The organism is Lacinutrix sp. Hel_I_90 (assembly GCF_000934685.1).
Lineage (GTDB): Bacteria > Bacteroidota > Bacteroidia > Flavobacteriales > Flavobacteriaceae > Lacinutrix.
Genome location: NZ_JYNQ01000001.1, coordinates 3,223,989 through 3,239,582, shown reverse-complemented (window position 1 = coordinate 3,239,582; position 15,594 = coordinate 3,223,989). Strand labels below are relative to the sequence as shown.

The window sequence follows — 15,594 nt, the reverse complement described above, 5'->3', positions numbered from 1 at the left end:
TACACCGTCCATCTACCCATTCTTCTGCCCAATCCAAACCCGACCATGCGGCACAAAATAATAAGTTGTGTGGCTAATAGGGTCTACTACCGTTCTTGGGTTTTCTTTGAGTTTGCGTTTTGCCCACTTCTTATGCTTTCTATACTCCTTAAGGGAATAAAATTCGTCTGGCGTCGCCTCAAAATCTTCTGGGGTGTAGAAGGTTTCGTCTAAGGCGTGTGTCCAGTTAAATTCGCTCAAGGCTTCAGAAAAGTGCCCGTAATTAGTTACCGGTATTTGCTTTTGTAGCTCAGGCTTATAGAAGGTTTTATCATAAAAATCTAAGCAACTGCCAATACTACAGACCACCTGCGATTTGTGAAGGTGGGGCTCATAAAGCCATAAGGCTAAATAATAAGGGGTCTCTAAGGTTTTTAGTTGCTTTTCCCACTGGTTAAAGATATCCAGCAGTCCTGCTAATACTTTTTTTCGGGTTTTTCCTTTTAGTACTGCTGATTTTCTACCCGAGCTTAAATCGCTATACGGGCTTACCCATACTTTTACATGAGACCTGTGCGTGCGTAGTAAATAGTCTATATCTAAGTCTTGGTTATACGCAACCCATTCGTCTATTTCCTTCCAGATGCGTTGGTGTCCTTTAATTTTTGGATGATTCATTTATAGCTTAAAAATAATTAGTGGTAGGTAATTGTAAACCTTGTTTTTTTCTGTAACCAGGTACCTGCGTCGGTCACCACATAGGAGCGTATGGTTATCGGATTGTTTTGGTTGTCAAACTGGTAAACGTAGTTGCGCTTTTCTGGTAAGCTTGCCACTATACTCAGTTGGTTGGGAAGGTAGCTTAAGTTGTAATTAAAGTTTGTGTTAAGCTGTTCGCCTAATTCCTTACTAAACCCGCGATGTGTCTGGCTGACCTCTGTTAGTTTTTGGTCTGAACCATATGAAAAATGGATGTTCTTGATATTAAAATACGTGTCTTCCCTAACATACTTTTCATAATGGACTTCGTTAATCCCGAGATTCTCTTCTTCTTCCTCAAAAGGCACAAAATAGAGTGCTTTCTTTTCTTTAAAATGGGTAAGTAACTGCTCGTTATTATAGGTGTAGGTCTTTAGAATAACATAGAGGCCATCGGTATTATCAAAACTGGACTGACTTATAATTTGACCCTTACTGTTGTATTTTGCTTCAATAATAACACCACTACCATACTCATTAAAATAGCTTTTCTTTACGAGCTGGTCTTGCGCGTTATAACCATACTTAATGTCATTTACATAAACCGAAGTGTCTTCTGTTACGGTCGTGATTTTATTATTCTTTAAGGTATACACCACATTGTAAATGTGTAATGAGTCATACTGAAATAATTCAAAGGTGTTTCTACCTGCTTTTTTTATCTCATGAATGCCTAAATAATCTAAAATGGGCTGCTTACTAATTTTTTTAAATGTTTTATAGTTTTTGAAGGGCTGTGTAATCATGGTATCTGCACGTAGCACTTGCCCTGTTGCACTGTATTCTGTAAAATGCTTTTCTAAGGCTTGTAATGCGCCGTTATAATTATCAGGGTTAAAAAAATGGTCTTCAGACAAAAAATAGAGAAGCTCCTGTTCTGGAGCAGGAAAGCTGGGGGTTTTAAATACGACCTCTTGCGCGGTAAGCTGAAGCGCAATTGTAAAAATAGCTATGTTTAGCCAAGGGTTTAAATTAATGCGCATACGATCTCGTGGGGTTTTTGAAGTCTAAAAGCTAGTGGTATTACTAAAACAGGTCTGACGCGTTTTGATAATGATAGGCTTGGTTTTACTATTTTTTTAATAGTATTCAAAAGTGTATATTTCTTTCTCTTTAACGTTTTCATCTGCCGCTTCCTTTATGCTTACTAGAGCTACAACAGTGCCAGAGGCATTATAGCTAAGGCTATGGTTTTGCTGCTCTTCACTGCCTCTAAACCGTAACCGATTTATGCGACTTAAACCATAGTCTCCGTAGGAATAATAAGTATTTATACGTTCTAATTCTTGCTCATTTTCTCTCAGTTTTATAAGACTTTCACTCATTTGACCGTCTGAATTATAAGTGATTTCCAAGTCCTTTGATGTTTCCTTTTTTATTCCAGAGTCTGTGCTAATTTCTATAGCGGTCTCAATAACCTTTACAGGAGTCAAGGCCTCCCCATAATAAAATTCCTGCTCTGAACGCGTCGTGTAAAACCCAATATTAAAATCTTTAGATTCTTTTGTACTACTAATTTTAGCCAGGTGATTATTGCTATAACTGGCGGTAGTTACGATACGTATTGTAGGTTCTACTTGAAAATAAACCACAGCGGTTTCAGTGTCTAAATGGTCTTCCGAGACCCCCAAAAAGAGTTCTTCCTGTATTTCAACAAGCCTATTTTTGTTATCGTAGGTATAGTGTTTTACTTCTTTAGTCCCATTACCATTATACTTAGTTACCGATTGAATAGCACTATTAGGAGTGTAGGTTATGAGCTGTGACAAATAATAATCCTGGTCATCCAAAGCTCTCGTATCTGCCTCTGGGTAACCGTCTAAAACAAACAGCTTTTTTATTTTTACAGAATCGTTAACGGTTTCTACTTTAGTTATAGGTTTGCCAGATTTAGTAAGCTCAACCCCGGCAACATTAAAATATTTTTCGTAATCCGTATAGCTTTCTTCACCATATACCGTTTCTTTTTTGATGTATTTAATGTTAGTAGCAGCACTCGCACCAGTAGTATAATAATGAAGCGTATCTGCCACCTGCTGAAAATAATTTGGAAAACCAGGGAGTTCCTCTTTAATATCTTGTGAATATAAGACACTACTTATGACTAGGTACAATACAAATACTACATTTTTCATAGGTAAATTGGGTTTAATACATCTGCTCACTAATAACTAATACTACACAATGTACTAAAAAATAAAATGAGATAAAATCTGATGTTTTAAACATGAATATCTTAAAAATAATAAGATTGTCTTTTCTAACCGGCTTAATTTAATTATAGTTAAAAAAAACCTTGACTATCCAATCCTATAAAAACCTAACCTTATTTAAACGATATATTCCTTTAAAAACGAAAGCCTGCGGTAAAAATGATCCGACTATCTTCGGTACTAGTGTAATACCCTATATTGGCTGTAAAAGCCTGGAAACCATTAATAAAAACGGAACCTCCATAACTGTTGTGCCATGTATTAGAATTTTCATTTTTATTCCAAACACGTCCTAAATCGTAGCCCCCTGAAACGCCTATTCTAAGGGGTATAAAACCTGTATGCTTCTCTATAAAACACACTCTTAAATCAGTGGTTTGAAAAAAGGAGGTCTCTCCTAAAAAACGATCATTTCTATATCCTCGTAAACTGGTATTTCCACCTACAGTCGCCGCGTGATAAAACTCATAATTATCTCCAAGAATGAAATTAGCTTGTGCTTTTGTTGCCAATGTTGCCAAACCGCTTTCATGAAGAGGATAAATAAAGGATATCGTTGGTTTTACGTAGGCAAAAGCATTGTCATAATCTGAATTTATGGCTTGTTTGTAACCAGTTACTACACCCAAAGCCATACCGCGCCTTGGCAAACTTAGTAAGCCCTTTTTATTATTAAACGCCAGCCCTACTTCTGCTCCTGCATACACTTGATTCTCAAACAAATCATTATTGGCATCAAAGAATATTTCTGCAAAACCGTTTTCATCATTTGTCAAGGTGTGCGCTTCTACTCGTGCCGCGATATGTGCAGACACATTTCCGCTTGTTTTATACGTCAAAGACGGTTGAAAATGCCACTGACTAATTTTTGTGCGGTTAAAATCCATATCCACCGCGTCTGGATCGTAAGTGGTTTCATTACCTATGCCGAAAAAATTTATCGCATAATTAGCACTTGTAATACGGGCGTCTAAACCCAAATTCCAGTCTTGAAAAACATGAGCAAACTCCCCATTGTATGAAAACTCAAACCCTTGTGTGGCTGAATAATAAGAAGCATTAACTTTATGTTGTGTGGTAAATGGATTTCTCAGTAAGGCATACGTAGTATAGGTATTTGTTAATCCTGCACTAAACCCTGCATCGGGATCAAAACCAACGGTGGGTAATAAAACATTGTTAGCATATTTACGTTTTTGAGGATCGTAATTATTAATCGCGTATGAATCGGTAAGTTTTTTACTGACCCTACCATTAAAGGTGTTTTTCTTTGTTTTATAGTCGTATACGGTAACATTTCTGTTGTTCTCTACGTTATAAATATCATTGTCTTCACCCCCAAAAATTTTAAGCGTAATGTAATGACTTCCTTCTCCAGATACTGTAATAGTATCGTCTCCATCTAAGGCGTAAATCCATAATTCTTTAGTGTCTTCTGAATCATAGGTGTTTTCAAAAATAGTAAGGTCTTGTTGTGTAATAGTCACTTTTGTAATGCCTTTTGCCTGTCTTAAAACAGAAATAGTATTGTCTTTATTTGTTGCAGCAATAATTTCGTGGGCTTTAAAATAATCATAATAGTCTTTAGCGATGTCAACCAAGTTTTCGCGCCTCTGCTTTAAGATAGATTTAATTTGGTCTATACTTTCACCTTTAGTGTCTTCTAAAAGATTGGCAAAAGCCTTATCGATAACCGCATCACTAAGTTGGTTTTGAATAGTTTGAGCTTGTTTTTTCCAATCTCCCCAATGGGCTCGGTTTATAAAGCTTTTATCTAAATAGTATACCGCATTATTGAAACTTTTAATATTTTTAATTTCGGGAGCATAGGTTTGCATGTTTCTTGCTAATGGGGACACCGCTTTAAGAATGGCTGGAAATACACCATCATATTTTGGAAAAGCTTGATCTCGGTCTCTTGGAATGGGTTTATATAACTTGGTGCCATCCTCCTTTTTGTGTAAGCCCCAGCGCCACTGGTCTTCATGCCTATCCCAATCACCTATAAGCAAATCGAACAAGCGTGCTCTTAAATAACTATCTTCATCAATTTTTGCATCTTTATCATTTTGAAGTTCTAGCAACATGTCTTTGGTACTTATAATATCGTCTGCATTTCCAAACGTATCAAATGCCTTATTTTCATCTCCTACATGCTCTTCGAACATGTATAGTTTATCGCCGTAATTTTCATTAAATCTACCCAATCGTTTTTGTTTTGGCAGGTAAACAATCCTAGGATTCGCGTGAGGTATATTAATAGCCTCTAAAAGTTCATTAATTGCAAATTGTGCGTAAGGTTGAGCCGTTGTATAATAGTCTTGAACAATGTCTTCTGCCACCGTATTATTCATATAGTCTAACACATAATGATCTTTAATTTTAGACTGTATAAAACGCAGCCCACTTTTACGCAACTCTCTAACCGTATATTCATTTTCATTAGTATCAATTAAGCGCAAACTTCTGGATTGGTTTCCGCCTCCTTCTGTGATTGCCCGTACACTATCTGGTAACGCCTCTAAAAATAAAACGGGCGCTTCAATCTCACGTCCATAAATAGCTCTATAGTGGTCGCCCCAAAACCATTTGTAAAAATCAGATTTATTGACTTCTTCCTGGGTATAAATAGAGGCCTTATAAGAATCCCCGAAATCTTCTTTACTATGGTAGTCAAAATCTTCTAAACTTCCTTTTTTTAATTTGATTGTAGAAGTAAAAACCTTAGTCACTTGATCCTCTTTAACGGTATACATTTCAACCTCAGAGCTTCCATCTTTAAAAACATTGAGTTTGGCATAACCGTGTTCATTCGTGCCAAAATACCCTTTCTTTTTGTTAGGTTTTGTTTTAGTCGTGTTTCCTAATGCGCCACTAATAATTTGCGGAATTCCATCATTCATTAAAAACTGTAAATTACTTTCACTACCGGATACAAAGATGACATCTTGAAATTGACTTGCCAGCGTTTCTAAACGCCCCACTAAGTATTGCATGTCATTATGGTAGTGTGCTTGCTTAGAAAGTCCGCCCATTCGCTCAACAAGACCATGTCGTGTAGCGGTTAATATAGGATGGTGTAAGGCCACGATGATAGTCTTATTTTGTTCGTCTTTAAGCTCATCTTTGAAGGCAAGAAAAAATTGCTCTCTGGTTTTTATTTCGCAGTCGTTGTTTATATAAGGGTGATTATCCCAGTCTTCTAAATACCATTGTGTGTCTACCATCACGAGTTCTACCTCATCACTTAAGGTTTCACGTTCTATGGGACAACCATCATTAGGCCAAAACTCGGCGTCACTATTATCTTGTAAAAAAGACTCTAAATCGTCAAGGTTTTTATGCCCACCTTTGTTCCACTCGTATTGTCCAGGTATAAAAATAAGCTCCCCATTAAAATTAGAAAGTGGTTCTAAAATCTGTGACTTTAAAAAAGCTTCTTGCTTCTCTCTTCCCGATTTATCTTTTACGTAACCTTTGCGAGTGGTACTATTTCCTAATGCTAAAAAGGCTGCGTTTTTATCTTGTTGCGAGGCACTTACTATAGCTTTTAAAATCGCCGTAGAGTTTTTCTTTTTTGCCAGTCCGATATTCGATGTCAAATAAACACTTTTTGAAATCTCTTTATTATTTTCCTGAGCATTTAGTTGTAAGCTGAATGTAAATATTAAAAGTATTGTTATCAAACATAAAGAATTATGTCTTTTACTTGAGAATTTCTGGTTTATCATATATAGTATTGTCTTGAGTTTCAAATTTCTTAAATTAAATCTTATAAATAGTGCTTATAAGCAAATATTAGTAATACTTTAAAGATTTCAACTTTTTGAAACTAGGAAGTATCAAAAAAAAAGTTGCAAATTAGTAGAAGCATTAGATTACAGTATCGGCTATAAAAATCCCATTCACAAATTGTAAATGGGATTTTTAATTTCTATAATGAATAAATCAAAATAGAACTAAACATGTTTTTAATTCTTATTCTTCGCCATCGCGCTCATCTCCGGGAATCATCTCAATATTGCGCTGCATATTATCCATCGCCTTTGCTATTTTTTCTTTTTCTGAAGCGCTAAGCGTTGTTGATTTTTTCTCAACTTTTATATTGCCTTTACCATCTGGCTCAAAATCTTCGTTTTTAGTCTCTTTATTAAAATTCATCGATTTTCTATAGGGACTTTGAAAGTCTGCGTGTTTTTTTTCTTTAGTCATGTGATTTGTTTTTTAGAGTATTCATCAATTAATATAATCACGATACCTAAAAAAGCTTGATGGATTTGCTAAAATTATTAGCCCTAAAAAAAATGAAAAGGCTAACTTTAATGAATATTCCTGCGAAAATAAACCTTTTTTATTGAAGGTTTTAGAAAACCATGAAGGCAAAATAGCGTATAATCTACGCATAGAGTTCAACGCTTTTATTCTATATTTATATAAATTTACAGCATGACTAAAACCGTTTCCGAAGCCATAGCCTACAGGCGCTCTACCCGCGTCTATCTTGACACTGAAATAGATACCGAAAAGGTAAAACACTGTATTTATAATGCGACCTTAGCACCTACAAGTAGTAATTTACAGCTTTGGGAATTTTATCATGTTACAGACAAAGACACGCTAGCACAATTAGCTGGTGCTTGTTTTAAGCAGAATGCAGCTAAAACGGCTAAGCAGTTAGTGGTTGTCGTGACCAGAAAAGACCTTTGGCGTAAACGTGCCAAGGCTAATATTTCGTTTTTAAATAAAGTATACAGCAAGCCCGACCTAACAGCACGCGAATTAAAACGCAAAAAAATGGCTACCGATTACTATGGCAAAATAATCCCTACCATTTATATTGATTTCCTAGGCATCTTTGGCTATCTCAAATTTTTTATCTTTCAAATCATTGGTCTTTTCAGACCCATTTACCGACAAGCGAGAGCCAGCGATATACGCATTGTAGCGCATAAAAGCGCCGCATTAGCGGCTGAAAATTTTATGCTTAGCATGGCAGAAATAGGTTACGACACTTGCCCTATGGAAGGTAGTGATACCTTAAGAGTGAAGCAAATTTTAGGGTTACCAAGTGGTGCAGAAATTAATATGGTAATTGGTTGCGGCATTAGAAATCCTGAAGGTATTTATGGCCCACGGTTTAGAGTGCCTTTTGAAACCGTATATTTTGAGGTGTAAAGCATAAGAGAAAAACGCCCCTATAACAACGCATTACCAAAAGCTTAAAGACGCATAGTTCTTAATAGTCATTTGGTATCAGGAATAAAATCTTATAAAACAGAATTAACCGAGTACAAAAAACAGTAATTTAGACGTATTATATTTTTTACTTTTGAACACATCAAAACAATTGTAATGAAAATACTGGTAACAGGAGGATTAGGCTATATTGGATCGCACGTAGTTGTAGAACTCCAAAACGAAGGTTTTGAAGTGGTCATTATAGACAACCTGTCGAACGCTTCTCTAGAGGTGCTAGATGGCATTACAGCAATCACTAATAAGCAACCTACATTTGAAAATATTGATTTAAGAGATAAACCGCTGGTGACTGCTTTTTTTAAAAAGCATCAAGATATCACTGGAGTTATTCATTTCGCGGCCTCAAAAGCGGTTGGAGAAAGTGTGGAGTTACCACTACTCTACTATGAAAACAACCTGAATCCGTTACTATATATTTTACAGGAACTACAAAAAAAAGCGGGTGCCCACTTCATTTTTAGCTCATCGTGTACGGTTTACGGTCAGGCAGATGAGCTGCCTATTACTGAAAACGCACCTATGAAACCTGCCGAATCACCTTATGGTAATACCAAACAGATAGGCGAAGAAATCATAAAAGACACCTGCAAGGTCAGCCCAAATTTAAACGCCATTGCCCTGCGTTATTTTAATCCTATTGGTGCGCATGAAACGGCAAATATTGGTGAGTTACCAACAGGGACTCCTCAAAATTTGGTGCCATTTATTACACAAACGGCAATAGGCTTAAGGCAACAACTGTCTGTTTTCGGCAAGGATTATCCAACTAAAGATGGCACCTGTATTAGGGATTACATTCACGTGGTTGACTTGGCTAAAGCCCACGTTACTGCGCTTAAACGCCTTATAAAAAATAAGAATACTACTCCTTTTGAAGTCTTTAATATTGGAACAGGTAAAGGGTCTTCGGTGTTAGAAGTTATTGCTGCTTTTGAAGCCGTTACTGGTGAAAAACTAAATTATAAAATTGTAGCTAGACGTCAAGGTGACGTTATTGCCGCTTATGCCGATACAACAAAAGCTAAAAATAGTTTGGGTTGGGAGACGAAGCTCAGCTTAAAAGACGCTTTACGCTCAGCCTGGAAATGGGAACAAAAAATAAGATCTTAAAGATTATAAATTTAAATCCAGTTCTAATTTTTGGAACTGCCATTTTGAGAACCCACCTTTTAAATCATAGACTTTTTTGAAACCAGCGTCATGCATTTTCTGTGCGCACTTAGCACTTCTTCCTCCTTTTTGACAATATAAAACCACAGGCTTTTCTTTATCTAAGCCCGCAATGTCATCATCGAAAGTTGGTGAATTATAATCAATGTTTTGTGAGTTTACTAAATGTCCTGAATCGTATTCTGCTTTCGTTCTTACGTCTATAAGTTGTACATCTTCCAAATTTCGAAGTGTTTTCATCTCTTCTGTTGAAACCACTGTAATCTCTTCTTGATATTTTTTTGAACACCCTACGAGGCTAAAAGCGATGAGACACAAAAAGAGTAGTGTTGATTTTTTCATGATTGATAATTTTGATTACTAATTGTTTTCTACTGCTTTACTTCTCCTTTCCATTCTTGAAATCCGCCCACTAAATTATAAGCATTTTCAAATCCCATTTGATTCATGATACCGCAAGCCTGGCCACTTCTTCCTCCAGATCTGCAATACACATAATAGTTTTTAGTTTTGTCTAAAGCCTCTAATTCGTAAACAAAGGCTTGCCCTTTAAAAATATTAAGGTTCTTTGCATTAGGAATGTACCCCTCTTCTACTTCTTCTTCTGTTCTAACATCTAGAATAACAGCGTTTTCGTCTGCTTTCAGTTGTTGCGCCCATTGCTCTTGAGATAAATCTGCCATTGCTTTTTTTTATAATTACAAAGTTAAACAATTTAACGTTTCGTTAAGAGCTAGACGAAAAAAAAACCTGAAGTGTTACAAACTTCAGGTTTTTTTTAAGCACGTTGTTTTATACGCAACACGTGTTTTTTATACTTTTATAGAACAACCTATCGCTCTGGTTTCCTCTGTTTTGATTGCTTCACCTGCTAAAAGCGCATTCACGGCATCCTCAACATACTTCGTTTCCACTTTACTCGCATCTTGATAATTATCATCAATTGCCCCAATATACCTAACGATATTTCCATTAGCTGTTTTCTCTAAAACATAAATATGTGGGGTTTTAGTGGCGCCATATTGCGGATACACTTTTTGATTGCTATCCATTAAATAAGGAAAAGTAAATCCTTTTTCCTCAGCCCGCGTTTTCATGGCTTCTATGCTATCTCCTGGCTTTACTTTAACATTATTAGGCATAATCGCTATTACTGGATAGCCTTTTGGCGCATATTTTTTATTTAAGGCTTCTACTCTATCTTCATAAGCTACTGCGTAAGGGCAGGTATTGCAAGTAAAGGTGATAATAAAACCTTTGGCTGCTTTAAAATCTGATAAGGATACCATTTTTCCATCAATATTCTGTAATTTAAAATCGGTAGCCACATCACCAATACTGTACCCCTCAAGGACTTCTTTTTCGCCCACTGTAAATGCGCTAACACCAGCGATTACAAGAGCTACAAATGCTAATTTTACTAATTTTTTCATCGTTTTTAATTTAAAAATTTATCTACTTCTGTTTTTAATTCGTTATAAGTAAAGGATTGCTCATAAAATTGACGCTTATTTTTACTATAAATCAAGGTGGCGGGAATAGCGCCAGACCAATCTTCAGATATCTTCGGAATCCAAGCATTAGAATCTACATCATCTAAAACAACAATTTTAGATGCTAATCCCTGTTCTATAATAAATGGCTTGAGCCTATTTTCATATTGATTAGGAAAATCTAAACTTACCAAAACGACTTCTACATTTTTAGAATGGTACTCGGCATTTAGTTTCTCAAAAGCGGGCAACTCTTTAACGCAAGGTGCGCACCAGGTGGCCCAAAAGTTAATGACATGTATTTTGTCGTCCTTTATATTCAAGAGAGGTGCTAACCCTTCATAATCATAAATATCTAAAACCAAGGTTTTATCGGTCTCTGTATTTTTAACGGTAGTGCCCTTTTTTCCCTCTCCTTTACAAGACACAAAAAGAATCATCAAAATAATGGTTAATCGCTTCATGCCATAAAAATAGTAAGCGAATAACCTTTAAAATTATTTTTAACAAATAATTACGTTAAATTTAATTTGCCAAATAAAATTTCATTACTATCTTTGGAATGTAAAAAATTATGAACACAAACTTAAATCATACCTGGTGGTGGAATTCTCGGAAAAACAATTCGTGAACAAACTCCTACGTATATTTAATTAACATACAAAAGGCTTGTCATTCACGACAAGCCTTTTTTTTATTTAAATTAATGAAAACATTCAGTCTATACACACATTACAAAAAAATTCTTGCAGACACGATTACACCTGTAAGTATTTATCTTAAAATACGCGACAAATTCCCTAATAGCATTTTATTAGAGAGTAGCGATTATCATGCTAGTGATAACAGTTTTTCGTACATCTGCTTTAATCCTATTGCGTCTATAAAAGTAAAAGGGAACACGATTTATCAAACCTTTCCAGACGGTAGCGTATTAAGAAACAAAACTACTGATGTGGCGAAAACCATTCATAAATTCACCAAACGCTTTAAGGTGAATTCTGAAGAACAATTTAAATTCATAAACAATGGTATTTTTGGTTATACAGCCTACGATGCCGTAAAATATTTCGAAGACATTGAGATCTCAAAAAAGCCAGATTCTTTAGATATTCCTGATATTTACTATGCCGTTTATCAAAATATAATTGCTATAAATCACTTTAAAAACGAAGCTTATATTTTTGCGCACTGTCATAATACAGAAAATAACATAGACGATATTCTACACCTTATAAAGTCGAAAAACTTTGCCTCTTATGAATTTTCAACGCAGTCTGAAATTAAATCCAATTTAACAGATGAAGAGTATAAAGACCAGGTGGTCTTAGCCAAACAACATTGTGCACGTGGCGATGTGTTTCAACTCGTATTGTCTAAAAAATTCTTTCAGGATTTTAAAGGCGATGAATTTAACGTCTACAGAGCGTTACGAAGCATTAATCCGTCTCCTTATTTATTTTATTTCGATTATGGTGATTTTAAAATCTTCGGAAGTTCTCCGGAAGCACAACTCGTGGTCACTGATGGTCTGGCAGAAATTCACCCCATCGCGGGCACCTTTAAGCGTACAGGTAATGATGAAAAAGATGCCGAGCTTGCCAAGCTACTGGCTTCAGACGAAAAGGAAAATGCCGAACATGTGATGTTGGTCGATTTAGCAAGAAACGATTTAAGCCGCCATGGAAGCGACGTAAAAGTAGAAACCTATAGAGAAGCACAATTTTTCTCTCACGTAATTCACTTAGTAAGCAAAGTCACAGGAAAAGTACACAAAGGCACGCCAACCATGCAAGTCGTAGCCGATACGTTTCCTGCAGGAACCTTAAGTGGTGCACCAAAACATAGAGCGATGCAGCTTATTGAGAAATATGAAAAAACAAGTCGTGCATTTTACGGTGGTGCTATTGGGTTTATGGATTTTAATGGCAATTATAATCAAGCCATAATGATTAGAACCTTTTTAAGCAAAAACCACCAACTCCATTGGCAGGCTGGTGCAGGTATCGTCTCAAAATCTGTCCCAGAGAGTGAGCTGCAAGAAGTCTATAATAAACTAGGCGCACTAACAAAAGCAATTGAATTAGCCAAGGATATATAAAGTTAAGAAAATAATATAGATTTCCGTTCCCGAAGCTTCGGGTCAAGTAAATAAAAAAAATACTATGAGAGTATTAGTAATAGATAACTACGACAGTTTTACATACAATTTAGTCCACTATTTAGAAGACTTAAATTGTGAGGTTACGGTTAAAAGAAACGATAAATTAACTTTAGATGAAGTTGACGCTTTCGACAAAATCGTTCTCTCACCAGGACCTGGAATCCCCGATGAAGCGGGATTATTAAAAGCGATAATAAAGCAATATGCGCCCACCAAAAGCATATTGGGCGTGTGCTTAGGGCAGCAGGCTATAGCCGAAGTTTTTGGCGGTAAAATTATTAATCTAGATAACGTTTTTCATGGTGTGGCCACTCAAGTTAAAGTCACTGTGGATGATGAATCGCTTTTTAACGGCCTCGATAAAACATTTAACGTGGGCCGCTATCATTCTTGGGTTGTCGACCCAGATTTACCGGAACGCTTAGAAGCGACCTCTTTTGATGACAACGGACAAATTATGTCTTTACGCCATAAGGTTTATGATGTTAAGGGTGTGCAATACCATCCAGAGTCTGTATTAACACCAAACGGCAAACGTATTTTAGAAAACTGGGTAAATAGCAAAAGCTAGTAGGAACTTACCGTTAGTATTAGTAAGTAGTACTTATATGCAGGAATAAAAAACAGATAAACAAATAACAGGTCTCTTTCCTTTGGAAAGAGTTATACACAGGATGAAACACTTATTAAATAGACTCATAAATCAGGAAAACATTAATAGTAAAGAAGCTAAAGCCGTGTTGGTAAATATTTCTAAAGGTCACTATAATCAAAGTCAAATCGCTTCTTTTCTTACCGTTTTTATGATGCGTAGTATCACACTAGAAGAATTACAAGGCTTTCGTGATGCGCTTTTAGAATTATGTATTCCTGTGGATCTATCAGAGTTTAATGCGATTGATTTATGTGGCACTGGCGGTGACGGCAAAGACACCTTTAATATTTCTACCTTATCGTCTTTTGTAACGGCAGGTGCAGGCGTAAAAGTAGCGAAGCATGGAAATTACGGTGTCTCTTCGGCGTGTGGCTCTTCTAATGTTATGGAAAAATTAGGAATTAAATTTACTACCGATAAAAGCTTTTTACAAAAAAGTATTGATGCTGCTGGTATCTGTGTTTTACATGCGCCCTTATTTCACCCAGCCATGAAAAATGTAGCGCCTATTCGTAAAGACTTAGGCGTAAAAACCTTTTTTAACATGTTAGGCCCAATGGTAAATCCGTCGTTCCCTAAAAATCAAATGGTGGGTGTTTTTAATTTAGAATTACAACGCTTGTATAGCTACATATACCAAAATACCGATAAAAATTACAGTATTGTTCATGCGCTAGATGGTTACGATGAAATTTCCCTGACTGGAAATACGAAGATTATTTCAAACACGTCTGAAACCATGCTCACGCCAAAAGATTTAGAAGTAGAACAGATTGATCAAAGTGCTATTTTTGGCGGTGAGACTGTAAATGCGTCTGCTAAAATATTTTTAAATGTCATTAACGGAAAAGGTACCGAAGCACAAAATAACGTCGTCTATGCCAACGCGGGATTAGCCATTGCTACCGTAAAACAAATAGACCACAAACAAGGGTTTGAATTAGCCAAAGAATCACTATTGAGTGGTAAAGCAAAAGCGAGTTTAAATACGTTGATAGCATTAAGTAAATAACCCCGTCCTAAATCCTTCCTAATAGCAAGGACTTTTAAATGATGGAAAACATAAAAATTCCCTTTTCTATGGAAAGGGTTAGGAAGAAAAAAATGGATATATTAACCAAAATAGTAAACGATAAACGCATAGAAGTTAAGCTTCGAAAACAACTTATACCTGTAAGCCAATTAGAGCGCTCTGTTTTATTTGAGCGTGAAACCATTTCATTAGCTAAAAAGCTTAAAGAAAGTAATACAGGGATTATTGCTGAGCACAAACGGCGGTCACCATCAAAAGCCGTGATTAATCAGAGTTTCAATGTTTTTGATGTGGCTAAAGGCTATGAAGCAGCAGGCGTTTGTGGCATGTCTGTGTTAACAGATGCAAAATATTTTGGTGGAAGTTTAGACGATTTACTAACGGCGAGAGCAAGTTGCAACTTACCGTTGTTAAGAAAGGAGTTCATTATAGACGGCTACCAAATTATTGAGGCAAAAGCCTATGGCGCCGATGTGATTTTATTAATTGCTGCACTATTAACAAGAGAAGAAATAAAACAATTTTCAGAACTGGCTAAAAGTTTAAACCTGGACGTCCTTTTAGAGGTTCATAACGAAGAAGAGTTAAACAAATCTATAATGCCTAGTTTAGACATGCTCGGAGTGAATAACCGGAATTTAAAAACGTTTGAAGTCAGTTTAGAAACCAGTAAACGATTAAGTACATTGATTCCCAACGATTTTATTAAAGTATCTGAAAGTGGTATTAGCAGTATTGAAGCTATCAAAACACTACAACACTATGACTATAAAGGTTTTCTTATTGGAGAACACTTTATGAAAACAGGTCATGCAGGTAAAAGTGCCCAAGAATTTATAGAAAAATTAAAGATATAAAAGTTGTCTTTC

At 36.0% G+C, this 15,594-nt stretch carries 15 protein-coding genes; 6 read left to right on the top strand and 9 right to left on the bottom strand.

The genetic code is table 11. The features are described 5' to 3' along the window. Nucleotides 1-12: 12 nt before the first annotated feature. The 5 genes from GQ46_RS14285 to GQ46_RS14265 form a co-directional block, all read right to left on the bottom strand. Complete coding sequence (locus GQ46_RS14285; RefSeq protein ID WP_044403368.1) at nt 13-657, bottom strand: hypothetical protein; 645 nt, start codon at nt 655-657, stop codon at nt 13-15. Nucleotides 658-674: 17 nt separating this feature from the next. Continuing rightward, a complete protein-coding gene (locus tag GQ46_RS14280; RefSeq protein ID WP_044403367.1) occupies nt 675-1,721 on the bottom strand; it encodes a hypothetical protein in 1,047 nt (348 codons plus the stop codon). Between the two features lie 96 nt (nt 1,722-1,817). Beyond that, complete coding sequence (locus tag GQ46_RS14275; protein ID WP_044403366.1) at nt 1,818-2,873, bottom strand: hypothetical protein; 1,056 nt, start codon at nt 2,871-2,873, stop codon at nt 1,818-1,820. Between the two features lie 212 nt (nt 2,874-3,085). Continuing rightward, nucleotides 3,086-6,637 carry a metallophosphatase gene (locus GQ46_RS14270; RefSeq protein WP_156133218.1) on the bottom strand — a complete coding sequence of 1,184 codons (3,552 nt, stop codon included), beginning with the start codon at nt 6,635-6,637 and terminating at the stop codon, nt 3,086-3,088. 292 nt (nt 6,638-6,929) lie between these two features. Beyond that, nucleotides 6,930-7,163 carry a hypothetical protein gene (locus GQ46_RS14265; RefSeq protein ID WP_044403365.1) on the bottom strand — a complete coding sequence of 78 codons (234 nt, stop codon included), beginning with the start codon at nt 7,161-7,163 and terminating at the stop codon, nt 6,930-6,932. 234 nt (nt 7,164-7,397) lie between these two features. On the opposite strand from GQ46_RS14265, the gene GQ46_RS14260 reads away from it, so the two are divergent. Together GQ46_RS14260 and galE are read left to right on the top strand one after the other, a co-directional pair. After that, complete coding sequence (locus GQ46_RS14260) at nt 7,398-8,126, top strand: nitroreductase family protein (protein ID WP_044403364.1); 729 nt, start codon at nt 7,398-7,400, stop codon at nt 8,124-8,126. A gap of 177 nt (nt 8,127-8,303) precedes the next feature. Beyond that, nucleotides 8,304-9,320: a UDP-glucose 4-epimerase GalE gene (gene galE, locus GQ46_RS14255; RefSeq protein WP_044403362.1), complete on the top strand. Its 1,017-nt coding sequence runs from the start codon at nt 8,304-8,306 to the stop codon at nt 9,318-9,320. 3 nt (nt 9,321-9,323) lie between these two features. Here the strand turns inward: galE and GQ46_RS14250 are convergent, their stop codons facing one another. The 4 genes from GQ46_RS14250 to GQ46_RS14235 form a co-directional block, all read right to left on the bottom strand. Next, entirely contained in the window at nt 9,324-9,722 is a 399-nt protein-coding gene (locus tag GQ46_RS14250; RefSeq protein WP_044403360.1) for a rhodanese-like domain-containing protein, read from the bottom strand. Nucleotides 9,723-9,751: 29 nt separating this feature from the next. Continuing rightward, on the bottom strand, nt 9,752-10,063 hold the full coding sequence (locus tag GQ46_RS14245) for a rhodanese-like domain-containing protein (protein ID WP_044403358.1): 312 nt from the start codon (nt 10,061-10,063) through the stop codon (nt 9,752-9,754). 129 nt (nt 10,064-10,192) lie between these two features. Continuing rightward, nucleotides 10,193-10,813, bottom strand: coding sequence for a thioredoxin family protein (locus GQ46_RS14240; protein WP_044403356.1), 621 nt, complete (start codon nt 10,811-10,813; stop codon nt 10,193-10,195). Nucleotides 10,814-10,818: 5 nt separating this feature from the next. Then, a complete protein-coding gene (locus GQ46_RS14235) occupies nt 10,819-11,337 on the bottom strand; it encodes a TlpA disulfide reductase family protein (protein ID WP_044403354.1) in 519 nt (172 codons plus the stop codon). Nucleotides 11,338-11,579: 242 nt separating this feature from the next. Here GQ46_RS14235 and GQ46_RS14230 point away from each other — a divergent pair, with 242 nt between their 5' ends. The 4 genes from GQ46_RS14230 (at nt 11,580) to trpC (ending at nt 15,582) form a co-directional block, all read left to right on the top strand. Then, the gene (locus tag GQ46_RS14230; RefSeq protein WP_044403351.1) at nt 11,580-12,974 is read left to right on the top strand and encodes an anthranilate synthase component I family protein; all 1,395 of its coding nucleotides are present in this window, start codon (nt 11,580-11,582) and stop codon (nt 12,972-12,974) included. Between the two features lie 64 nt (nt 12,975-13,038). After that, the gene (locus tag GQ46_RS14225) at nt 13,039-13,608 is read left to right on the top strand and encodes an aminodeoxychorismate/anthranilate synthase component II (RefSeq protein WP_044403349.1); all 570 of its coding nucleotides are present in this window, start codon (nt 13,039-13,041) and stop codon (nt 13,606-13,608) included. 103 nt (nt 13,609-13,711) lie between these two features. Continuing rightward, a complete protein-coding gene (gene trpD / locus GQ46_RS14220; RefSeq protein ID WP_044403348.1) occupies nt 13,712-14,704 on the top strand; it encodes an anthranilate phosphoribosyltransferase in 993 nt (330 codons plus the stop codon). A 92-nt stretch (nt 14,705-14,796) separates the two neighbouring features. Beyond that, a complete protein-coding gene (gene trpC, locus GQ46_RS14215) occupies nt 14,797-15,582 on the top strand; it encodes an indole-3-glycerol phosphate synthase TrpC (protein ID WP_044405122.1) in 786 nt (261 codons plus the stop codon). The last annotated feature ends 12 nt before the right edge of the window (nt 15,583-15,594 follow it).